The organism is Bordetella sputigena (assembly GCF_965137885.1).
In the GTDB taxonomy this organism is placed as follows: domain Bacteria; phylum Pseudomonadota; class Gammaproteobacteria; order Burkholderiales; family Burkholderiaceae_B; genus Bordetella_C; species Bordetella_C sputigena.
The window spans coordinates 339,361-360,873 of sequence record NZ_CBCSCA010000002.1; the positions used below are offsets into that span (position 1 = coordinate 339,361).

General features: G+C 60.9%; 22 protein-coding genes and 1 pseudogene. 14 read left to right on the forward strand and 9 right to left on the reverse strand.

From position 1 onward, the window contains the following. Nucleotides 1–67: 67 nt before the first annotated feature. The 3 genes from ACNA0R_RS04705 to ACNA0R_RS04715 are packed head-to-tail and all read right to left on the reverse strand — an operon-like array spanning nt 68 to nt 1,608. Nucleotides 68–709 carry an HD domain-containing protein gene (locus tag ACNA0R_RS04705; RefSeq protein ID WP_415824780.1) on the reverse strand — a complete coding sequence of 214 codons (642 nt, stop codon included), beginning with the start codon at nt 707–709 and terminating at the stop codon, nt 68–70. Nucleotides 710–719: 10 nt separating this feature from the next. Continuing rightward, nucleotides 720–1,175 (reverse strand): carboxymuconolactone decarboxylase family protein, encoded by a 456-nt coding sequence (locus tag ACNA0R_RS04710; protein ID WP_415824781.1) that lies wholly within the window; start codon nt 1,173–1,175, stop codon nt 720–722. Nucleotides 1,176–1,185: 10 nt separating this feature from the next. After that, entirely contained in the window at nt 1,186–1,608 is a 423-nt protein-coding gene (locus tag ACNA0R_RS04715; RefSeq protein ID WP_415824782.1) for a cupin domain-containing protein, read from the reverse strand. A 90-nt stretch (nt 1,609–1,698) separates the two neighbouring features. Here ACNA0R_RS04715 and pdxR point away from each other — a divergent pair, with 90 nt between their 5' ends. After that, nucleotides 1,699–3,111: a MocR-like pyridoxine biosynthesis transcription factor PdxR gene (gene pdxR, locus ACNA0R_RS04720; RefSeq protein WP_415824783.1), complete on the forward strand. Its 1,413-nt coding sequence runs from the start codon at nt 1,699–1,701 to the stop codon at nt 3,109–3,111. A 128-nt stretch (nt 3,112–3,239) separates the two neighbouring features. On the opposite strand, the gene ACNA0R_RS04725 is transcribed toward pdxR, so the two are convergent. After that, nucleotides 3,240–4,253 carry a GlxA family transcriptional regulator gene (locus ACNA0R_RS04725; RefSeq protein ID WP_415824785.1) on the reverse strand — a complete coding sequence of 338 codons (1,014 nt, stop codon included), beginning with the start codon at nt 4,251–4,253 and terminating at the stop codon, nt 3,240–3,242. A gap of 104 nt (nt 4,254–4,357) precedes the next feature. On the opposite strand from ACNA0R_RS04725, the gene ACNA0R_RS04730 reads away from it, so the two are divergent. The 4 genes from ACNA0R_RS04730 to ACNA0R_RS04745 all read left to right on the forward strand — a co-directional run bounded on the left by ACNA0R_RS04730 (nt 4,358) and on the right by ACNA0R_RS04745 (nt 6,434). Next, nucleotides 4,358–4,840: a tautomerase family protein gene (locus tag ACNA0R_RS04730; RefSeq protein ID WP_415824786.1), complete on the forward strand. Its 483-nt coding sequence runs from the start codon at nt 4,358–4,360 to the stop codon at nt 4,838–4,840. A 376-nt stretch (nt 4,841–5,216) separates the two neighbouring features. After that, nucleotides 5,217–5,555: an ArsR/SmtB family transcription factor gene (locus tag ACNA0R_RS04735; RefSeq protein WP_415824787.1), complete on the forward strand. Its 339-nt coding sequence runs from the start codon at nt 5,217–5,219 to the stop codon at nt 5,553–5,555. Then, nucleotides 5,552–5,986, forward strand: a complete 435-nt coding sequence (locus tag ACNA0R_RS04740; protein ID WP_415824788.1) for a YeeE/YedE family protein — start codon at nt 5,552–5,554, stop codon at nt 5,984–5,986. Before ACNA0R_RS04735 ends, ACNA0R_RS04740 begins: the two co-directional genes overlap by 4 nt. Before the next feature lies 1 nt (nt 5,987). Beyond that, a complete protein-coding gene (locus ACNA0R_RS04745; protein WP_415824789.1) occupies nt 5,988–6,434 on the forward strand; it encodes a DUF6691 family protein in 447 nt (148 codons plus the stop codon). Nucleotides 6,435–6,709: 275 nt separating this feature from the next. Here ACNA0R_RS04745 and ACNA0R_RS04750 read toward each other — a convergent pair whose 3' ends face one another. Together ACNA0R_RS04750 and ACNA0R_RS04755 are read right to left on the reverse strand one after the other, a co-directional pair. Continuing rightward, a complete protein-coding gene (locus tag ACNA0R_RS04750; RefSeq protein WP_415824790.1) occupies nt 6,710–6,919 on the reverse strand; it encodes an MFS transporter in 210 nt (69 codons plus the stop codon). Between the two features lie 216 nt (nt 6,920–7,135). Next, nucleotides 7,136–7,609, reverse strand: a complete 474-nt coding sequence (locus tag ACNA0R_RS04755) for an Lrp/AsnC family transcriptional regulator (RefSeq protein WP_415824791.1) — start codon at nt 7,607–7,609, stop codon at nt 7,136–7,138. 163 nt (nt 7,610–7,772) lie between these two features. On the opposite strand from ACNA0R_RS04755, the gene ACNA0R_RS04760 reads away from it, so the two are divergent. The 4 genes from ACNA0R_RS04760 (at nt 7,773) to ACNA0R_RS04775 (ending at nt 13,807) form a co-directional block, all read left to right on the forward strand. Next, the gene (locus tag ACNA0R_RS04760; protein ID WP_415824792.1) at nt 7,773–9,512 is read left to right on the forward strand and encodes an alpha-keto acid decarboxylase family protein; all 1,740 of its coding nucleotides are present in this window, start codon (nt 7,773–7,775) and stop codon (nt 9,510–9,512) included. Between the two features lie 70 nt (nt 9,513–9,582). Further along, nucleotides 9,583–11,073, forward strand: a complete 1,491-nt coding sequence (locus tag ACNA0R_RS04765) for an aldehyde dehydrogenase family protein (RefSeq protein WP_415824793.1) — start codon at nt 9,583–9,585, stop codon at nt 11,071–11,073. A gap of 55 nt (nt 11,074–11,128) precedes the next feature. Next, a complete protein-coding gene (locus ACNA0R_RS04770) occupies nt 11,129–12,313 on the forward strand; it encodes an alpha-hydroxy acid oxidase (RefSeq protein ID WP_415824794.1) in 1,185 nt (394 codons plus the stop codon). A gap of 135 nt (nt 12,314–12,448) precedes the next feature. After that, the gene (locus ACNA0R_RS04775) at nt 12,449–13,807 is read left to right on the forward strand and encodes an NAD(P)/FAD-dependent oxidoreductase (protein WP_415824795.1); all 1,359 of its coding nucleotides are present in this window, start codon (nt 12,449–12,451) and stop codon (nt 13,805–13,807) included. A gap of 160 nt (nt 13,808–13,967) precedes the next feature. On the opposite strand, the gene ACNA0R_RS04780 is transcribed toward ACNA0R_RS04775, so the two are convergent. Continuing rightward, nucleotides 13,968–14,882: an SDR family oxidoreductase gene (locus ACNA0R_RS04780; RefSeq protein ID WP_415824797.1), complete on the reverse strand. Its 915-nt coding sequence runs from the start codon at nt 14,880–14,882 to the stop codon at nt 13,968–13,970. A 104-nt stretch (nt 14,883–14,986) separates the two neighbouring features. Between ACNA0R_RS04780 and ACNA0R_RS04785 the strand changes: the two genes are divergently transcribed. Continuing rightward, entirely contained in the window at nt 14,987–15,604 is a 618-nt protein-coding gene (locus tag ACNA0R_RS04785; RefSeq protein ID WP_415824798.1) for a TetR/AcrR family transcriptional regulator, read from the forward strand. Nucleotides 15,605–15,739: 135 nt separating this feature from the next. Here ACNA0R_RS04785 and ACNA0R_RS04790 read toward each other — a convergent pair. Continuing rightward, nucleotides 15,740–16,144: pseudogene (locus ACNA0R_RS04790) on the reverse strand (nucleotidyl transferase AbiEii/AbiGii toxin family protein); the annotation flags it as partial. On the opposite strand from ACNA0R_RS04790, the gene ACNA0R_RS04795 reads away from it, so the two are divergent. Next, on the forward strand, nt 16,089–17,771 hold the full coding sequence (locus ACNA0R_RS04795) for a methyl-accepting chemotaxis protein (protein WP_415825023.1): 1,683 nt from the start codon (nt 16,089–16,091) through the stop codon (nt 17,769–17,771). The pseudogene ACNA0R_RS04790 and the gene ACNA0R_RS04795 sit on opposite strands and share 56 nt — an antisense overlap. 103 nt (nt 17,772–17,874) lie before the next feature. Here the strand turns inward: ACNA0R_RS04795 and ACNA0R_RS04800 are convergent, their stop codons facing one another. Next, nucleotides 17,875–18,585 carry a FadR/GntR family transcriptional regulator gene (locus ACNA0R_RS04800; RefSeq protein WP_415824799.1) on the reverse strand — a complete coding sequence of 237 codons (711 nt, stop codon included), beginning with the start codon at nt 18,583–18,585 and terminating at the stop codon, nt 17,875–17,877. A 263-nt stretch (nt 18,586–18,848) separates the two neighbouring features. On the opposite strand from ACNA0R_RS04800, the gene ACNA0R_RS04805 reads away from it, so the two are divergent. From ACNA0R_RS04805 to ACNA0R_RS04815, 3 genes are all read left to right on the forward strand, one after another. Further along, entirely contained in the window at nt 18,849–19,976 is a 1,128-nt protein-coding gene (locus ACNA0R_RS04805; RefSeq protein ID WP_415824801.1) for a cupin domain-containing protein, read from the forward strand. A gap of 92 nt (nt 19,977–20,068) precedes the next feature. After that, nucleotides 20,069–21,124 carry an LVIVD repeat-containing protein gene (locus ACNA0R_RS04810; protein ID WP_415824802.1) on the forward strand — a complete coding sequence of 352 codons (1,056 nt, stop codon included), beginning with the start codon at nt 20,069–20,071 and terminating at the stop codon, nt 21,122–21,124. Between the two features lies 1 nt (nt 21,125). Next, nucleotides 21,126–21,503: a RidA family protein gene (locus ACNA0R_RS04815; RefSeq protein WP_415824804.1), complete on the forward strand. Its 378-nt coding sequence runs from the start codon at nt 21,126–21,128 to the stop codon at nt 21,501–21,503. The last annotated feature ends 10 nt before the right edge of the window (nt 21,504–21,513 follow it).

The following is a 21,513-nucleotide window of genomic DNA, read 5'->3' on the forward strand; positions in this document are numbered from 1 at the left end:
GCCTGCGCTGACAGGCGCCCGGCCCAGGCCAGGTGCCGGAGACGACATAGGCGAACAAGGCGCCCGTTCAGCCGCTCCACTTCGACGCCAGAATCACACTGCATATATCGACCCGGCGGAAGTCGGGATCCTTGAACGCCAGCACATCGTCGTTGAAGGTGCCGAACGTGCTCTGCGGACGGTGCTTCATGCCGTGATAGAAGGCATCGATGATCCCGTGCTTGAAATCGTGTTCGCGCGGGAAGGCGGCAACGACAGAATCCCGCTGTTCCGCCGTGTATTCATCATAGTCGCGGCCGGCGACGTCCATCCCGGCGCCGGCCTGCAACAGTGCGATCTCCGGGCGCATGAATTCCGGTATGCCGGGCGTGGTGTGCAAGGCAACCGCGTTCCAGACCACTTCGATATCGCGTTCGGCAATGCCGCGGCTTCGAAGGAAATCACGTGCGGCATTCGCGCCGTCCACTTCGAAGCGCAGCTTGCTGGATGTGTAGTGCGCCGTCAGGCCGATGTCGTGGAACATGCACGCCGCATACAGAAGCTCCGGGTCGAAGCTCAGCCCCTTCCGCTCGCCCGCCATGGCGCCCCAGAAATAGACGCGAAGCGAGTGATGGAAAAGCAACGGGCTTTCGGTATCCCGGATGAACTCGGTAATCTCGCGGGCGATCCTGCTGTCCGGAATGCGCGGGCCCGATATTTCCGTGTACATACCGCACCTCTCATTGTTGGAGCACCGCCTGCGGGGTGTTTCTGAAGCTGATCGCCATGCGGTTGTAGCTGTTCATCAGGCTGATCGCGATCGTCAGGTCGACCAGCTGCTTTTCGTTGAATACCTCCCGGGCGGCTTGATAGGCGTCGTCCGGAACGCCGGTTTCGGCGACACGGGTCACGCATTCGGCCCAGGCCAGCGCGGCGCGCTCGGTCTCGTTGAACAGGCTGCCGCCCTCATGCCACGCTTGAAGCAATGCGAGCTTCTCAAGCTTCACACCTTTTTTGATGAGCTCGCGAGTGTGCATGTCCAGGCAATAGGCGCAGTTATTGATCTGCGACACCCGCAGGTAAACCAGGTCCACCAGGTCCGCGGGCAGGCCACTCTGCATGACATAGGCATATACCCCGCCGAGCGCCTTGGCGCCGTTGGGTGCGATCTGGTTGTAATCGAGTCGTTGGGTCATTTCACTTCCTTCAATGGGATTGGACGGGGGTGGTGAGCTTTTGATCGTCAGTGTCCACGACGAAGACCGCCAGCAATTTCGCCGGCTTGGTCTTGCTGGCGTTGCGGCTGACCGAATGGACCGCGCCCGGTGCTTCGTACCAGCCCTCTCCCGCCTTGTAGATGCGCTTCTCCCCCTCGTTCACCTGCGATTCGATTGCGCCGGAAATGACATAGGCGTAGATGAAGGCGGACCGCGCATGCACGTGCGGGGGAGAGGCCGCGCCCGGTGCATAGTCGACCTCCACCGCGATGAGCGATTTGCCCGGTATGTTGGTGATCGCCCGACTGAATTTCGGGAACACCGTTTCGGCCTGATCGTGGGCCGCGGCCGGTCCCGTCATAGTCACTACGAGGGCGGCGAAGCCCCCGGCGAAGATAGTGCGGATAGTCATGGTTTTTCCTCTTCTGACCGCACTATTGTGTGCCCGCGGTGGTACAAACGAAAGAACCAAGAATCACATAAAACTCTGTACCACGAGACCATGGGCAGCGCACTGGATCTAAAGCTCAACCGCAAGGCCACCCTGTCCTTGTCGGAACAGATACGACAAGGAATCAGCGCCGCCATAGAAAATGGCGTGCTGCAACCCGGCGCGCGGCTGCCCTCCTGGCAGGATCTCGCCGCCCAGTTGGGCGTCGCGCGCGGCACAGTGCGCGTCGCCTATGAGAATCTCGCCGCCGCCCAACTGATCGAAGCCTCGCGAGCGGCCGGAACGCGCGTCGCGCAACGCCCTCGCCCCATCGAAAAGAGCGAGCCGCCGCCCAACGCCGGTTCCTTCCTCGAAACCTACCTGGAGATGACGCAGGGGCCGGCGGTCTTCCAAATGGGAACGCCGGCCGCCGAGGCTTTTCCCGCCACCCTGTTCGCGCGACTTCGCGCACAGGCGGTCCGCGCCGAAACCAGCGCCCCGCCCTCATACCCCGACCCGCGAGGCGAGCTCAGGTTGCGGCGGGAAATCGCCGCCTACCTGGCCGTCGCACGCGGCATCGAGTGTCTTCCATCCCAGGTCATGATCACCGGCGGGTTCAGCGCCGGATTGGGGCTGACGCTTAACGTGCTGGGATTGGCGGGACATACCGCCTGGGTGGAGAATCCGGGCTTTCCATGGTTCCGGAAAGGCCTGGAACTTGCCCATTTGACCATCGCGCCCATCCCTGTCGACGAGAACGGCATCGACGTCGATCACGGCATACGCCATCGCCCCGATGCCAGGCTGGTCCTGGCAACGCCTGGCCAACAAGCGCCGCTGGGCGTGACGCTGTCGCTCGACCGTCGCCTGCGCCTGCTCGAATGGGCCGCCGCGCACCGCGCCTGGGTAATCGAGGACGATTATCTGAGCGAACTGCAACTGACGGGACGCGCGGCCCCTGCCCTCGCATCGCTGGATCGCGATGGACGCGTTATCCACATCGGATCATTCAGCAAGACCATCAGCCCGACGCTGCGACTCGGCTTCGTGGTGGCGCCCATGGAACTGGCCTCGCGATTCGCCGAAACAGCCGCGTGCCTCGCACCGCCGCCCGGCCCCGCGGTGCAGACCGCGGTTGCCGAATTCATGCATGAAGGCCACTACATGCGCCATCTGCGCCGCACCAAACGGATCTATACCACCAAGCGGCAAGCCGCGCTGGACGCACTGCGGTCGTTCATCGGCGCCGAGCGGATCGCCACGCCGGGACTCGCCATACTGCTGAAGCTGCCACGGGAGATGCCGGATGTCGCCGTCGCCCGCGCGGCATCGGCGTTCGGCATGTCGCCGGCGCCGCTTTCCCCATGGTACGTCTCGCCCGATGATGCGCGGCCCGGGCTCCTGCTCGGCGTGGCGACCGCGCCCACAAGGAATCTGCTCCGTTATTGCGGGCAACTCCATGATCTCATCCGGCGCTACGCATGACCGGAAAGCCCGGATGCCGGCCATCGTGCCCCGCCCGGGCGAGACGCCGGGCCTCATGCCCGCCACACTAGCGCTGCGCGCGCTCGCCATGAAAATCGTCAACGGACGGGGCCACTTCCCGGTGCGGTTCAGGCCTTATCGCCGCCACCGTACGGCTCCTTGGCGCGAGCAAAGCGCATTCGATATTCACGTGGCGTCAGGCCCGTTTTTCGTTTGAATAGCTGTCGAAAGGTGCTGACGTCGCCATACCCGACACGCTGACTCACCTCATCCAAACCTATTGGTTTCGATTCCAGCAATTGCTTTGCCACTTCGATACGAAGGCTTTGCAGGTATTCCAGCGGCGCGAAGCCCACCGCCTGTTTGAAGCGTCGGTTGAGCGTGCGTTCGCTGACAGCCAGATGCTCGGCAAGCTCGCGCAGTTGTATTCCGCGCTGGAGCGTCGTCTCCATCCGCTGTTGGGCTCGGGCGACCAGCGTATCGGCGTGTCCATGCTCACCCAGGAGCTTTGCATAGGAAGCCTGAGAAATCCGGTTCATATCGATCAATAGCGCCTTGGCGGTCATTGAAGCCAGTTTCTCGCCGCCAAGCATCTCGACCAGCCGTATCGCAAGGTTGAGATATGACGTAACGGCGCCGCTCGAAACAATACCATCCTGTGACGTCAGGACTTCTTCCGCCCGGAGTGAAACCTTGGGATAGCGCCGCTTGAAGTCGGCCGCTTTTGACCAATGGGTCGTGGCGGCACGGCCATCCAAAAGCCCCGCTTCGGCAAGCAGATAGTTCCCCGTGCAATACGCGGCTATTACGGCACCCGCCTTGTGCTGACTGCGAATCGCGGACAGCAGCGCACTCAATCGCGCTTCTCGGGCGAGGAACTTGTCCATATCCGAGAAAAACGGGGCGGTAAGCAGGACCGCATCGGTTCGCCGGCGCGGTTCGATCTTTCCGTCCACGGCAATACTTTGCCCCGACGCCGCTTTGACCTCTCGCCCATCGAGCGACTCTACTCGCCAAACGAATCTGGACGAACGTCCGGCCTCGCCCGCGCTTAAGTGATTCGCGGCATTGAAGACATCGATGGGTCCGGCAACACCAGAAGCCAGGATTCCATCGTAGACCCAGATCCGGATTGTGGTCATCGCGATGTCCGATATTCCACCAAAAGAGGCAATCTTGCCACTCCCAATCAACGTTGGAAAGCGGAATGATTCAGGCTCGGAATAACCAATGCGAGGGCCACACCATGCCGATGATCGACGCGCTCATTCCCGCGGGTAGTTTGACTCCAGCGGCGGAGGCGCAGCTTTTCAAAGCGCTGACGGCGATTCTGATCAAAGCTGAAGGATATGATCCATGCAGCCAGCGCGCGCGTAACGTAACCGTACTCAATCTTCATCGACCCGCGGCAGTGTTCGTCGGTGGGGAGCCGTCCACGTTGCCACGTTATCGAATCGTTCCTACGGTACCCGAGGGTCAATACACCAATGAATCTCGTAAAACGCTGGTCCGGGAAATAACGGAAGCTTTCGCTCGCGCGGAGAACACTACATTCGACGAAATCGCCCCCCGCGTTTGGGTATTTCCCACCGAGATTCCCGACGGGCAATGGGGCAGCAGAGGCACCACGTGGACGATCGGCGACATTCACGCCATGCTCGTCGGTGATCCGACCAAGAGGGGCGAGGGAGAAGCGCGGCTCGCCCGGAGCCGGCGCGGCGTCACGTAGCCTTGATGCCGACGCGCATGATGATTTCTCCCTGCTTTTTCGTTTCTTTGCGCATGCGCCCGGGCTGGCGCTGCATGGCGGCGGCAGCGCCGAACAACATGAAACGCTCTTCGAATACACGCGCGAATGCATCGCCGGCAGCTTCGACGGGCTCGGCATCGCCGTAAGCTGCGCTTCCAGCGCGGCGATCTTCTGGCCAACCGCGGGCCGTGCGATGGCCAGAAGCGCCGCGGCGCGAAAAGCTGCGGGTCTTTATGAAGCGGGCGCCCTTGCGGGTGCCTTCGCAGCCGCAATAAGGTTGCGGTCCCTTTCAGATCGATCCCTTGCTTATATTATATAAAATAATATAATATAAAAATATTAATTATCAGCCGCCATGAACCCCGACGATCCCAAACTTGACTTGACCGCCCTGCAGGCCGCCGCCGGCCGTGCATGCGCGTTGCTCAAAGTGCTTGGCAATCCTGATCGCCTGCTGCTGATGTGCCAACTCTCACAGGGCGAGCTATCCGTGGGCGATCTGGAGGCGCAGTTGGGCATCCGCCAGCCTACGTTGTCACAGCAGCTCGGCGTGCTGCGCGAGCATGGCGTGGTGGCAACGCGCCGGGAAGGCAAGAACGTCTTCTACTCGGTCGAAAGCCCCCAGGCGTTGGCCGTCATGGCAGTGCTATACGAGCAATTCTGCGCATCCCCTGGAGAGGAGCCAGCATCTTGACGATCGATACCATCCATTTCACGCCTGGCTGGTCCCTGTTGGGCGGCCTGGTCATCGGCACCGCCATCGCGCTACTGCTACTGCTCAATGGCCGGGTGGCCGGTATCAGCGGCATTCTCGGCGGGCTTCCGAAGAGGCCGCGCGGCGATACCCTGTGGCGCCTGATGTTTGTGATCGGCCTTGTCGGCGCGCCATTGATCATGCGCCTGGCCGGCGCGATGCCGGTGGCTGAAATATCGGCCGGTTGGCCGACCTTATGCTGCGCGGGTTTTCTGGTCGGTATCGGGACGCGCTATGCCAACGGCTGCACCAGCGGCCATGGCGTATGCGGCCTGTCGCGCGGATCGCTACGTTCGGTAGTCGCGACCCTGACATTTATGGCGTTCGCATTCGCGACTGTGTTCGTCAACCGTCATCTATTGGGAGGCTGACATGAGCGCATTTTTCGCTCTACTCGCCGGCTTGATATTCGGCCTTGGCCTGATGCTGTCCGGCATGTCCAATCCCGCCAAAGTGCAGAACTTCCTGGACCTGGCGGGACGCTGGGATCCCTCTCTGGCGTTTGTGATGGCTGGCGCGATTGCCGTGGGTGTGCTGGCGTTCGGCGTAGCCCGGCGCCGCTCACGCAGCTTTCTGGGACTGCCGATGCTATTGCCAGCCGCGTCGGGGGTGACGCCGCGATTGGTGTTGGGTAGCGCTGTCTTCGGGATCGGCTGGGGGCTGGCGGGCTTCTGCCCCGGTCCCGCACTCGTGGTGCTGGGTCAGGGGAACGCCAAGGCGGCGATGTTCGTCGCCGCTATGCTGGCCGGCATGCTGGCTTTCGACTATGTCGAACATGTCAGATCTGGCCCCTCGGGACGCAGCCTATTCCGGGGGTAGAGTAAGGCGAAGTGATAGGGCTCCCGCCCATCGTACCCGCGCCGCCCCTGCCACGTCGCCGACAACGACTGCCTCGGCGTTGGGCAATGCACGCCGGGCGTCTTCCGCCCGGCCGGCATTGCGGGCGTGCAACACGACCCTGTGCCCTTGTTGCACCAGCAGTTCGGCGGCCATCAGGCCGAGGCCAGCGGACGAGCCGGAAATGAAAATACGAGACATAGAGTTCTCCTGGCTTGGGCCAACAGGATGCTGCCCAGGCGGCGCCGATTGGAAGTTCAAGATCGCGGGCGGCGAGATGCGGCCGCGAGCAGGACACCCAGCAGCGCGCAGGCAGTACCGAACAAATAGACGGCGGCGTAACCGAATTGTCCGGCGATGAGCCCGGCGACTGGCGCGGAAATGCCGTAGGCGATGTCGAGAAAGGCCACGAAGGCACCCATCGCGCTGCCGCGGTTGGCCGGCGGGTACGCGCTTGAGCGCTTCAACGCCCAATTCCCGGAGTGGCCAGGCGAGACTTATCCTTTGTATGTCACCCGCCCATCGCGCCGGCTCGCGCCCGCGGCAGTCGAAGCCTTCCTGGACTTCTGCTCGGAAATCTGTGCGGACTTGAAGACAGGCTGAGCCGGGGCAGGCCCTGATGGATCGTGCAATCCCCGATGGACCGGACAGCCAACTCTAAGCGCCCAATCCGACAGTAGCTTTCAAACGTCAACGGGGCGACGCTTTGTAGGGAGGCTACTCGTCTGCTTCATCTTCTTGAGCACGATGTACGACTGGACATGCGAAATCGTGTCACTTGCCAGCAACGTTTCCGACACGAAGTCGGCTAGCTCCTCCAGGGTCTCGGCCACGACCTTGAGCATATAGTCGGCATCTCCGCTCACCGCATGGGCTTCCTGGATTGCGTCGTTCGACTCCACGATGCGCTGAAACGCGCGCAAAGACTTGGAGTCGTGGGAGTTCAGGTTGATATGCACGAACGCCAATACGTCCAGCCCGATGGCCTTGCTATCAAGGCGCGCCGAATAGCCCTCGATCACGCCAGCCTCCTCCAAGGCCGCCCGGCGACGTGAGCATTGGGAGGCCGACAAACCAATATCGTTTCCGATCTCCTGGTTGGTCAGGCGCCCATCCGCCTGCAGCGCGGCAAGGATCTTCCAGTCAAAACTGTCCATCTTTGGCTCCTTATGCACAATATGTGCATATATACCCCAATCCTATGGCAAGAACGCACACAATATGCGCACGATTTGCACTAAATTATAAGCACAAAGCAGATTTATCGCACGAATGATGCATTTTTCTTGCAGAACCTATTTCCTCCGGAGTGACCTTCCCATGCGTATGCAAATCGGCGCTTTCCTCGCCCGCCGGCTGACTGAGATTGGTGTGAAACACCTCTTCGGCGTACCGGGAGACTTCAATCTCTCGTTTCTGGAACAAATTCAGGAAACGGATGGCATTGAGTTCGTCGGCAACTGCAACGAACTCAATGCTGCCTACGCGGCTGATGGCTATGCACGCACCGCTGGTCTGGGTGCTCTGGTGACGACGTGGGGCGTCGGCGACCTCGGGGCCATTGGCGGCATCGCTGGCGCATATGCGGAAAACGTACCTGTGGTGCACATCACCGGCCTTCCGCCATTGCACGCCGTCAATAGTCGAGCGCTCGTGCATCACACGCTCGCCGATGGCGACTACGACAATGTCACGCGTTGCTTAACGGAGTTCACGGTAGCTCACGCGCGCATTACTCCGGCCAATGCGAGCTTCGAAATCGACCGTGTGTTGCGTTCCTGCTGGCTGGAGCGTCGCCCTGTTCATCTGCAGCTTCCCTCCGATGTGACGCATATTCTCGTGGAGGTGCCGGACGCGCCGCTCGTCCTTTCCGATCCGCAAAGTGATCCCGAACAGCTCCGCATCGCCACTCGCCGCATCGTGGAAGCTTTGGCAATGGCGCGAAAGCCGGCCATTGTGGTGGACGCCGACGCCAATCGATTCGGAGTCACTGAGTTGGTAGAAAAGTTGGCCGCAAAGCTGGCCATCCCTTGCGCCTCATTGGCGCCCGCCAAGAGCGTGCTCGACGAGACCTCCGACTTGTACGTCGGCACATATGCCGGCGCGGCGAGTACGGAACGTGTGCGATTGATCGTAGAGAACGCAGACTGCCTAATCGGCATCGGACTCCGCTTCACAGATACAAGCAGCGCCCTGTTCACCCAGTGTCTAAACGAGGACACGTTCATCCATCTTCGTCGTCACGACCTGAGCCTGGGCCGAACGCAGATGCCAGGCGTGATGCTCAAGGAACTGCTGGTAAACGTACTCGAGGAGGTGAAGCACGAGACGCCAGCTCGGATCAGGCCGATCGCCGAAGCGCCGCCCGCGGCACGATCGACGGGCGCAGGCAATGGCAACTTGACTCAGGCGGCACTCTGGCAACGTATCCAACTCTTCCTGAAGCCCGACGACGTTATCGTTGGCGAGGCCGGCACCTCGCACTCGGCGCTTTCGTCCATGAAAATGCCCCAGGGCGCAACCTATATCGCGCAGACGATCTGGGGTGCCATTGGCTACACGCTTCCAGCACTGTTCGGATCACTGGTCGGATCATCATCGCGCCGTCACCTGCTGTTCATTGGCGACGGGTCGTTCCAACTGACGGCACAGGAACTCTCCTCCATCCTGCGACGCGGCCTGAAACCGATCATCTTCCTACTCAACAACGCCGGCTACACCATCGAACGCCTGATCCTCGGTGAGAATTCGCCCTACAACGATGTGAGCGACTGGCGCTACGCGGACCTCCCGGATGTCTTCGACAAGCAGGAGCGCGCCCTATCGTTCGTTGTGGAGACGGTCTCCGAGCTGGAGGTCGTGTTGCGCGACGCCGAGACGGCCGATCGCGCCATGTTCATAGAACTTAAGCTTCCGATGTTGGACGCCCCGGATTCGCTCAAGAAGTTCGCCCACATCTTTGCCGACTTCGACTATGGCGAACGCGGCCCTCGAAACCCCTCCGCGGAGCCCAAGCCGGTCGCGGCCAAAGATGACAGAAAGGCCAGCGAGACCGTTTAAGCGCTTGCCTTTCACAACTGGGAACGCTCGCCGGCTCAAGGAGCGACCCACGCAACAATGAGATGCGAAAATGTCAGAGATCTCTTTGCTCCCCGAAGTCCAGGTATTCCTTGGCCGTGAACATGGCCAGTTTATTGATGGGCGTGCAATTACCGGAGGCGATGTCGCCACCGATGTGGTCAATCCATCGAATCGCAAGATCATCGCGTCGGTTCACCATGCTTCACCCTTCGATGTCGAGCATGCCGTGGCCAGCGCTCACGAAGCATTTACAGGTTCGTGGCGAAAGACCTCCCCTGCGCGTCGTGGTGAACTGCTGAATCACCTGGCCGACCTGATGCAGCAGCATCGCGAAGAACTGGCGCAGATCGAAAGCGTTTCCTCAGGCAAGCTCATCGGACTGTCTCGTGCTTTCGAGATCGACTACACCATTTCGTTTTTGCGCTACTACGCGGGTTGGGCGACCAAGATCCATGGACGAACCATGGAGCTATCCTTGCCTTCAGCTCACGACGAGCGGTACACCGGCCTGACCTTGCGCCAACCTCTTGGCGTGGTGGCCGGCATCGTGCCGTGGAACTTCTCGATCATGATTGCCGCTTGGAAGTTCGGCTCGGCATTGGCCTGCGGATGCACTGCAGTAATCAAACCCAGCGAATTCACCCCGCTCACCATGCTTCGCATCGCGGAACTTGCGATCGAGGCGGGGATTCCCGCGGGGGTGCTGAACGTTGTGAATGGCAACGGCGCGACAGTCGGTCCAGCTTTGATCGCACACCCCAACGTTTCTAAGGTTACTTTTACCGGCTCCGTCCCGACTGGCCTTGGCGTCGGCATAGCGGCCATGCAGGCAGGCCTTAAACACGTCACGCTTGAACTTGGTGGAAAGAATCCCGCCGGTTTTCTTCGCGACTTTCCTGTCGACCGCACAGTAGAAGGAATCATTGAGGCGGCCTACCTTCATCAAGGCGAGGTGTGTGCATCCGCGGAGCGCTTCTACGTGCACCGCTCGCGCATCGATGACGTCCTGGACGCTCTTCGAAAAGCGCTGTCAACGCTCAAGATCGGCTCGGCTCTGGATGAGAGCGCGCAATTTGGTCCTCTCGCCAACTCCTCCCATCTGGCCAAAGTCATGAGCTACTTTGAGAAAGCCAAGGCGGAAAGTGGAAAGTTCGTCTATGGCGGTCTGGCGGCCGAAGGCGAAGGCTTCTTCGTTCAACCGACGGCCATCCTCGCTTCGTCTCAGACCGACACCATCATGAAAGAGGAAATCTTCGGTCCGGTGGCCAGCTTTCTTCCTTACGAGGACGAAGAAGAGCTGCTGCACTACATGAATGACACGCGCTTTGGCCTGACTGCCAGCGTGTGGACGAATGATCTCTCCAAAGCGCTACGCCTAGTGCCCAGTGTGGAAGCCGGGACGGTCTGGGTAAATATGCATAACTACATAGATCCAGCCATGCCTTTCGGTGGCGTGAAGTCTTCCGGCATCGGCAGGGAGTTTGGGGAGGCTTTCATCGAGCACTTCACCGGACTTAAGTCGGTGATCATCCGGTATTGATAACCGCGCCCGCGACCGCGAAATCGGCGGTCAGTCCGCGAAAGGACAATTCCACATGAACGACATAACGAAAGCCTGGAACATCGACGATCTCCGTCGAATGGCGAAGAGAAATGTCCCGAAACCCTTCTTCGACTATCTGGAAGGTGGCGCAAACAGCGAAACGACAATGCAGTCGAACCGCTCGGATTACGCCCGGTGGGACCTGAAACAGCGTGTGCTCGTGGGCATCCAGGACCACACAACGGATCTGGGAACAAGCTATCTCGGCTCGCACCATAACCTTCCGCTCCTTCTGGGCCCGGTAGGCTTCGCGGGCATGTACCATCGCCGGGGTGAAATTGCCGCCGGTCGAGCCGCGCGGAAGGCCGGCATAGCTCAGGTGCTGTCGACCTTTTCGATCGCCTCGCTCGAAGAGGTGGTTCAGTCAAACGGGACATCGCTCTACTTCCAGCTCTACATGTTCCGTAAGCGTGAACTGACGGAACATATGCTGTCCCGCTGCAGGGCCGCGCACATCGACACGATCTTTCTCACGGTCGATACGCCCTTTCCACCTTTGCGCGAACGAGACGAACGAAACGGATTCCGCGCAAGGAAGACGATTTCGCCTGGCATGCTACTTTCAATGATGAAGCACCCGGCATGGTGCCTTGGTGCCATTTCGAAAGGCATGCCGACGATTGGCAACTGCAAACCTTATCCGGATTTGGGCAAGTCGCTAATGGAACAGTCTGTCAACCTCGGGCGGATGGTCGACCCCACCCTCTCGTGGGCAGATATCCGATGGCTACGCGACCGTTGGAACGGAAAGATCGTCATCAAAGGCATCCTCGATACCGACGACGCCCGTCGCGCAATTGACGAAGGCGCCGATGCCATCGTGGTTTCCAATCATGGCGGCCGGCAACTCGACCCGGCCCCGTCGACTATCAGCTTGCTTCCAGAGATCGCAGATGCCGTAGGCGGCAAGATCGACATACTCATGGACGGAGGCATTCGTCGCGGCGCGGACATCTTGAAGGCCCTCGCCCTCGGTGCTACGGCAGTCCTCCTTGGGCGTGCCTACATCTACGGACTCGGCGCGGGCGGTGAACGGGGCGTCACTCGCTGCCTCGACCTCCTTCGACAAGAAATCGGCCCGGCGCTGAATATGATGGGCTTCCACACCATCGCTGAACTCAAAGCGGCGGGACGGAGCGCGCTACGCCCGAATCCCTTTACCCAGGCGTATTGCTAAGCAATCAACAGCTTGGGGGAAGGCAAGCGCCAACGGACGCCCCGATCGGCCGCGCTTCGCCAAGAAGCCGTGCTACCCGCCAGTAAGACTCCTAAGGCAAGTCTGCCTTACCTACTCAGAAGCGCATTCAAGTACATGAGAAAATGTCATCTGCAATCAACTGATGAGCCGGCCTCCGCGGCAGCCGCGACGCGTCACCGCGTCGTAATCGTCGGCGGCGGTGCGGCCGGACTGGAACTCGCCACTCGCTTGGGTGATCAATTCCACCGCAACGGCCAAGGCATCGTCACGCTTATCGAGCGGGCGCGGACTCATCTATGGAAGCCTCTGATTCATGCGGCCGCCGCTGGCAGCCTCAACCCGGGCGAACATGAACTCGACTATCTGGCACAGGCCTATTGGCATCATTTCAAGTATCAATGCGGCGAGATGGTAGGTCTGGACCGCGAGGCGAAGGAAGTCCTGCTTGGCGCTGTTCGCGGCGCCGATGGCAAACTCCTGATACCAGCCTGCACTGTCGGATATGACACGCTCGTCATTGCCGTTGGCAGCATGACGAACGACTTCGGCACCCCGGGGGTGGCCCAGCATGCTATCCCTCTCGAAACGCCGGCCCAAGCAGAACGCTTTCATCGCCAGATGATCGATGCGTTCCTGCGTGCGCAAAGCCAAGATAAAGCGATCGAACCTGGACAACTGCACTTGGCCATCATAGGCGGCGGCGCAACCGGGACAGAGTTAGCTGCGGAACTTCATCGCACCACACAGGCACTTTCCGCGTTTGGCAGGGATCGAATCAATCCTTCTGACATTCGCATTATTCTCGTCGAGGCTGCTCCGCGCATCTTGCCTGCTTTGCCTGAGGAAATATCAGCGGCTGCCACCCGACTGCTTCTCGACCGTGGCGTGGATGTGCGGACGCAGGCCAAAGTGACGGAGGTAAGAGGCGATGGCATCCTCCTTGACAATGGCCTGCGGATTCCAGCTGAATTAATAGTATGGGCGGCGGGCGTCCGCGCTCCGGACTTTCTACGGGATTTAGATGGTCTGGAATCGAACCGCATAAACCAACTGGTCGTCACAACAACCCTGCAAACGACACGCGACTCATCCATCTTCGCTATTGGCGACTGTGCCCAATGCATGTGGGAGGGCCGTAACCTACCTGTTCCGCCACGTGCGCAAGCCGCCCACCAGCAGGCAGCGCATCTATTCAGGCAACTGCAACGCCGAATAGCGGGAAAACCCCTCGAACGCTACGTTTACCGGGATTTCGGTTCCTTAGTAAATCTTGGCCGCTACAACACGATAGGTCATCTGATGGGTTTCCTAACTGGAAAGAACTTCCGTGTACGCGGTTTAATTGCCCGCCTCATGTACCGATTCTTGTATGCAAAGCATCAATTCGCCATCGACGGCAATCGTCGAACGCTGTTGGCAATGGTGGCACGCGGCTTTTCCCGACATGCATCCCAACAAGTCAAGCTTCACTAGAACTATCGTTCGACATCTACATCTTGCCACTCGAAAGCAGATAGTGAATCGTGAACACAGATAGATGCTTCTAACGCGGCGCCACACGGCGAAATGAAGAATGCCAATCAGGGTGAGCCAGCCATAGGTTGGCCAGGCGATATATCTGCGCACGATCGGTTCACCGAAAGACCGATTCAGTAAGCTCTTCCGACTCAACCCACAGCCGGGCAGCGACGCTCGTATCCAGTGCTTGCGGAGGAATCCTGGCAGCGGCCGGATAGCCGCGCGTTTCGCCGAGCTTGTCCGGGCCGTAATAGGCACCGCCTTGAGCCTGCGGCGAAGTCGCGGCGAAGAGCGTCGGCAACGCCCCCTGTGCTGCCGGCTGGAACAGGAACCACATGTAACGACGCGCCATACCCGGGACGCTCCACGCGCCGGCGCCATTGGGCAATAGATCGGTGCGCGAAATGCCGGGATGGGCGGCGATACTCTGGATGCCCCAGCCCGCGGCATCGCTGCGGCGTTGCAATTCCAGGGCGAACATCAGGCAAGCGAGTTTCGATTGGCTGTAAACCGGCATTGACCTGTAGCCGCGCCGAGCTTGCAGATCATCGAAGTCGATCGTTCCGCTCCCGGCGGCGACGCTTGAAAGGCTGACCACGCGCGGCTTGTTGCCCTTGCGCAGCAGCGGCAGCAATCCGGCAGTCAAGGCGAAGTGGCCCAGGTAGTTCGTGCCGAACTGCAATTCGAATCCGTCGGAAGTCACCTGCCGCTTCGGCGGTGCCATCACGGCCGCGTTGTTGATCAGCAAGTCCAGGCTGTCGCGCGAACTCCGCAGGCTCCCGGCGAACGCCTCAATGGATTCGAGGCTGGCGAGATCCAGTGTTCCGAAGGTCACATTCGCACCAGGAACGGTTTGGCGGATCTGATCGACTGCCGCCGCCCCTTTCGACGGATTCCGGCCTGCGATGATGACGTCCGCACCGGCACGGGCCAGCGCCACCGCGTCCTGGAAACCGAGGCCGCCAGTACCGGTGACGACCGCCGTGCGACCGCGTTGCGATGGGATGTCAGATGCTGTCCAATGGGCCATGATCCTTGCCTGCCGAGGAGTTGGAAGGTACACTTGGTGCATATAACTATGCACTTAGTGCAAACTTTACTGCACTTGATGCAAGAACGCAATAGGCCATTGGAATGTCGGGAACTCTCCCTCTAGCGGGTACCGCCGCCGCGGAAGGCTTGCGGGAACGCAAGCGCCGCGAAACACGGCAGCGCATCGCCGAGGTCGGCCAGCGCCTGTTCCTCGCGAACGGTTACGACGGCACAACGCTGGACGCCATCGCGGCGGAAGCCGGCATCTCGCGCCGCACCTTTTTCTCGTACTTCAAATCGAAGGACGACATCATCCTGTTCTGGCAGGACGCCGATTCGGCCAAGCTGATTGCCGACCTGCTGAAGACATCGCCCGACGTACCGCCACTCGATGCCGTCCGCGACGTGATGGTGAAGCACATCGCGCGCTATACGACCGAGCAGATGACAGCCGTGGACAATCTCATGCGTTCGAGCGAATCGCTTCTTGCGCGCAAGCAGGCGTACTACGCGGAACAGGAGCAGGCGCTATTCAACGCGCTGTGTGAGGTCTGGCGACAGCCTGAGCGCCGGTTGGCCCTTCGGATGGTGGCTGTGGTGTCTATCGGTGCGATGAGACTCGCGCTTCAGGCGTGGAGGGATCAAAGCGGCCAGCGTAAGCCGGTGGCCAAGTTCCTGCGGGACGCCTTCGACAGCCTGAGAACAGAGCTTGGACTGTAACCGCCGCGACGGGGCGTTTCGCGGGATTCCGGCGCCCGGTCGAGAATCCGCTCGCTGCTCGTCCCCTCATGCGAGTTCAGCAGGCGAAGCGTGCAGATCCGGATCGAAGACTCCGGGATCGGCGTCACTCATGATAGCTTCGAAGGTCGCTGCAAAATCTGCGGGTACGCGAGGCCACAACATTTCCCCCGCAGGCTTGGGGCTGCACGTCAGGTAGACAAGAGAAGTCCGCCAGCGCACCTGATCCGCCCGTCCGTCCTCCAGCAACAAGCCGACATCCAAGCGATCGCGGGGATGCTGCCTCGACAATGCCGCGGCCGACTTGCCTGCATAGAGGTCGGCAAAGTTCAGCACCTGGACCGAGACACCCGGCAGGCACGCACAGGCGCTGATAGCATCCGGTTGAGTGTACGGGTCTGACGGGACGTGCAAATAAATAGGGCTTTCCTGTAACCGGTACACCCGTGCCACCGAATTACAAGTGATGGGCCTCAGCCAAGCGGCGGCTGACGGCGAAGAGCACTTTGAATCGGCGCGCACAATGCACAAGAGAAGACTGCCTTTCGGACTCCTGCTGGGTACAGGTTTCGCGGTGATGGTCCTTCTGGGATGCGGAGCATCCATCCTGGCCAGGCATTACTTGAGCGGGATCAAAGACGACGTCAACCTCTTGGCCAATGTGCCCATCGACAACCTGATTTATGTGCAGCAGCTCAAGGACGGTATTGGCGCCCGTTCCCAGATAGTGCGCGACCTGCTGCTGGAGAGCGATCCCGATAAGCTGAGCCAAATGGAAAGCCGTCAAGCCGATCTGACTCGCCAGGCGGCTGCCGCCGCCGCCCAGTTGGCCGATAGGGTCATCGACACGCAAGGAGCGGAATTTGTGAAGCGGTTGAATACCGCCCGGCCCGCCTACGACAGCTTGCTGGCTAAGGCCAGCGAATATGCGCGCAAGCGCGACATCCCCGCCACCACGGACGTGCTCCTGAAAGAAATGCCGGCTATCCAGGCCAATTACCTGAACGTCTTGAGCGAGATGGCGGCATACCAGCAAGACCAGGCACTGGCCGTGTCAGGTGACGCAGAAACGGTTGTCGGCCTGGCTGTACGCATGATGACGGGCCTCGCGGTATTCGCTGCCGTCTTCGGCGCCGCGGTCGCCTTCGGCATTATCCGCACGGTGTTGCACCAACTAGGGGGTGAACCGGCCTACGCCGCCGCTGTAGCGAGGCGGCTCGCGGAAGGAGATCTGTCACTCGCCATACGATTGCGTAAGCGTGATGAATCAAGCCTGCTCGCGCACATTGAATCGATGCGGCACAAGCTGGCTACTATCGTCGATCAAGTCCGGCGCGGCAGCGAGTCGATCTCGGCCGGCACCGGCCAGCTCGCGGCCGGCAATGCCGATCTTAGCCAGCGGACGGAAGAACAGGCGGCGAACCTTCAAGAGACCGCGTCCGCGATGGAGCAGATGGCGTCTACCGTTCGCCAGAACGCCGATACGGTCCTCAAGACATCCTCCCTGGCGGTGCAGGCGAGCGAGGCGGCTGGGAAAGGCGGAGAGGCAGTAATGGACGTGGTGCAGACCATGGACGAAATCTCGGCCAGCTCGCGCAAAATTGGCGACATCATCGGCATCATCGATTCCATCGCGTTTCAGACCAATATCCTTGCATTGAACGCCGCCGTGGAAGCGGCTCGCGCGGGCGAGCAAGGTCGGGGCTTCGCCGTGGTTGCGAGCGAAGTGCGCACTTTGGCGCAGCGCTCGGCCCAGGCAGCCCGCGAAATCGCCGGCCTCGTCAAGGAAAGCGTCGACAAGGTGCACAAGGGGAGCGAAATCGTGGGACGCGCCGGGGCGGTTATCCATGATGTCGTTCAGCAGGTCCGCCACGTAGCCAGCCTGGTCGGAGAAATCGGTACTGCCACGCGCGAGCAGGAGCAAGGCATTTCGCAGGTCGGCCTTGCTGTCACGCAATTGGATCAAGTGACCCAGAGCAACGCCGCCCTGGTCGAGGAGTCGGCCGCCGCGGCCGATAGTCTGAATGCCCAGGCCGCACAACTCGTAAGCTTGGTCGGAGCGTTCCGGCTCGAAGGTCAGGAGGAAAGCACGCTCATACCCGTCCCGCCAGGATACTTATCGGCGCACGCGGCCGACGGACAGGTATAGCGTCGGGTAACGCGCGATGTCGGCACCTCGTCGCTGGCGCAAGGCCGCGGCAGCCAGGTGACGGCGGTCCAGGTCGAACGCCACGACAGCGGGTTACCGCCCATCAGGACGTTCGATCGTCCACGCGCGCCAAGGCCTCGGCCCGCGCGCCCGTTCCGACCGGGTTCAAACGATCCGCGATCTCGCGCTGCACGCGCCACAGGTGCGCGCGCATGCTCTCTTCGGCCGCATCCGGCGATCGGCGCGCGATGGCTTCGGCGATCGCCCGGTGTTCCTGGTCGCGCATCTGGATACGCTCTCGCGTGGTCTGCGCCGTGGTGGGGATGTGCAGGCGCTGGTCCGCGCCGACATGGCGCAGGAACGTATAGAGGCTCGCCCCCAACTGGTTTCCGCAGCTGTCCGCCAGCAACTTGTGGAAGGCAATGTCGCCAGTCGAACGCGCAACGCCCGACGGCGTCGTGGCGGCTTCGAGGATTTTCGCGATCTGCACCGGCGAGGCCCGGATGGCGGCCAATCGCGCGATCGCCGGCTCCAACACCATGCGCAACTCGATCACCTCCAGCGCATTCGTCTCCTGCACCACGACATCGCCTTTGAGGATGGGCGGATCGTTGCGGCGAATGGCGGGCCGCGGCAGTTCCGAGGCCTCGCGCATCTTGTCCAGTGCAAGGCGCAGACGATGGCGGTTGACGTTCAGTTGCTCGGCCAGCACCCGTTCGGAAGGCAGCTCTTCTCCCTTGCCCAACAGCGCCCGGATCTGCGTGACCAGCCTGCGTATGTCATTGGCAACCTCGGGTTGCCGCGTGCGTGCCATTGTTTCCTCTCCTCCTATTGTGAGGACCATCTTAGGTTCGAAGAAGCCCCGGTCGCAATACAGATAAACCACCGGTTGAAAATATCGGGATAAAGCGGCCACGACAACCTCTTGTTCCAAAAGGATTTTTCAGATATTCCCTATCAATCCCTGGCGTTTAGGGTTTTCCATAACGAACCACAGTTAGCATTTACACAACCATTGGTTGTTATTAGATTGGTCCGCGCCATGTCGTTCATCAATAACTTCCAAGGGGAACATGTATGCACGGAACGCATCCCGTTAGCGACGCTCGCGAAGCGGACCTGTTGTCCATGTACGAGCAGATCGAGCGGAAATCCATGTTTCCGTTCTGGGCTCGCGAAAATGAAGCACATGACGATATCAAGCAGCTCGTCAGCGGTCCCAAGGCGATACCGTTCCGCTGGTCATACAAAGAAGACATCCAGCCCCTGCTCGCCGAGTCGGCGCGACTGATCTCGACCGAGAACACCGATCGCCGTTCGCTGATCCTGATCAATCCGGGCCTGGCGCCGCGCCGCGCGACGGTATCGACTCTGTACACCGCGTACCGGCAGAACGATCCCAACGAAATCATGCCGCCGCATTCGCACACCGCCAGCGCGATCCGTTTCGGACTGACGGGCAAGCAGAACTTCACCGGCGTCGAAGGCGAAGACATCACCTTCCTGCCTGGTGACATGGTGCTCACACCACGCGACACGTGGCACAACCACGGCAACCTCGGCGACGAGCCCGCCATCAACCTGTCGGTGCTCGATTACCCGCTGGTCGAAAATCTTAATGCGCTCAGCTTCAAGCACGATTACCAGGAGAACGGTGAAATCGTGCGCAAGCAGAGCGCCCGCTTCCAGACCGAATATTCGCGCACCGTATATGGCCACGGCGGCCTGACGCCCCGCTTCGTCGACCACCGGCGCGGCGGCGGCGATTCCTCGCCCATGTTCGTCTATCGCTACGAAGCCATGCGCGAACTGCTCTACCGCTTTCGGGACTGGGACGAATCGCCGCACGAAGGCCTGCTGATCGAATATACGCATCCGTTGCGCGGCGGCCCGGTATATCGGACGATGACCTTCTTCATGCAAATGGTCCGTCCCGGCGAAACCACGCTTCCGCTGAAGCAGACGGCCAATCTCCTGGTGGCGCCGTTCTGTGGCGAAGGCTCGATGACGATCGGGACGGAGCGCTTCAAGCTCGCCCCCTTCGATACCGTCGCCGTGCCCGGCGACACGTGGGTCCAGTACCGCAATGACCATACCGAACCGCTGATTCTCTTCATCGCCAGCGACGAACCGGCGCTGCGCGCCATGGGCCTGTTTCATCAATGGGGTCGCACCGCTCAAGGCGATCTCATCGAGCTGGTCTGAGGGGACATGCTTTGGCTAAAGCTTGGAACACCTCGTTAGTGGCCCATGTGGATTGCGAGGGCGGCGGGCAAGTGTGGGTGGAGGGAACCACGATGTTCGTGTCCCACATGCGTCCACCTTATGGAACATCGATCTATGACGTCGAAGACCCGCGGCATCCACGGCTGCTGACTTCGCTCGAAGTACCGATAGGATGGCACTCGCACAAAGTGCGGGCCAAGGACGGGCTGATGATCGTCAACTACGAAAAGTTCCGCGCCGGCGCGGACGACTTCGGCGGCGGACTCGGCATCTATGACGTCAGCCGTCCCGACCGCCCCCGTCTCATCAAGCACTGGAAGACGGGAACACAGGGCGGCGGCGTGCACCGCTACGACTTCGATGGCCGCTACGCCTACATCTCGCCCACGGCGCCCGGCTTTATCGGCAATATCGTAAAGATCCTGGACCTGCAGGAGCCGTCGCGCCCGGAAGAAGTGGGCAGTTGGTGGATCCCCGGCCAGAACGCGCAGGCCGGAGAGCCCTATCCCTGGGATAACTATGTTCCGCCCCGCTGCCACCATCCGCTGCGCATGGGCAACCGGCTGTACGTTTCCTACTGGCACCACGGCATGTTCATCCTGGACATCGAGGACATGTCGCGGCCCAGCCTGGTATCGCAATTCAATACCGGCCCGGCGCATCCCCACCCGACCCATACCGCCCTGCCCATCCCCATGCGGCTGAAAGGCCGGCAGATCCTGGTCGTGGCCGACGAAGACGTCGCCAAGCTGCGCCCGTCGCCGCCGGCCTTCACCTGGTTCTTCGACATCACCGACGAACGCCAGCCCATTCCCGTCTCGACATTCCAGGTGGACGGTGTGGATCCCGACGGCCAGCCGCAAGAGGCCATGTCGGGCTGTCACCAGCCCGCGGAACGCTTCACCGGCACAGTGCTGCCCTTTGCCTGGTTCGCGCGCGGATTGCGGCTGGTCGACATCGGCGACCCCTTCAGGCCCAGGGAAGTCGGCTACTACGAACCGGACACGCCCGCCGGCTTCGAACGGGTCTCGTCCAACGATGTCACTACCGACTCGCGCGGCCTGCTCTATCTGCTGGACAGGCAACGCGGGCTGGACATTATCGAAAGCTCTGTCTATGGAAACTGAAATGGCATATCTACAGCAAGCCTTCGGCAAGAAAAACCCCAACCTGCCCTTTCATCCCGCCGTGCGCGCGGGTGACTTCGTCTTCGTGTCCGGCCAGGTGGCCAAGGACGAGAACGGCGTAATGCAGGAGGGCACGATCGAGCAGTTGACGCGCGGCACTATCGAGGCGATGCGCCGCGCCTTGCAGAGCGCCGGCTGCGACCTGGCGGACGTCGTCAAGGTCACGACCTACCTGGAGGACGCGCGCGACTTCGGTCGCTACAACGGCGTCTTCAAGGAGTACTTCCCGGACGGCATGCTGGCACGCACCACCGTGGAAGCGCGCGCCGTCATCGACACCAAGATCGAGATCGAATGCACGGCCTACAAGCCGCTTTGACGCAAGCAGG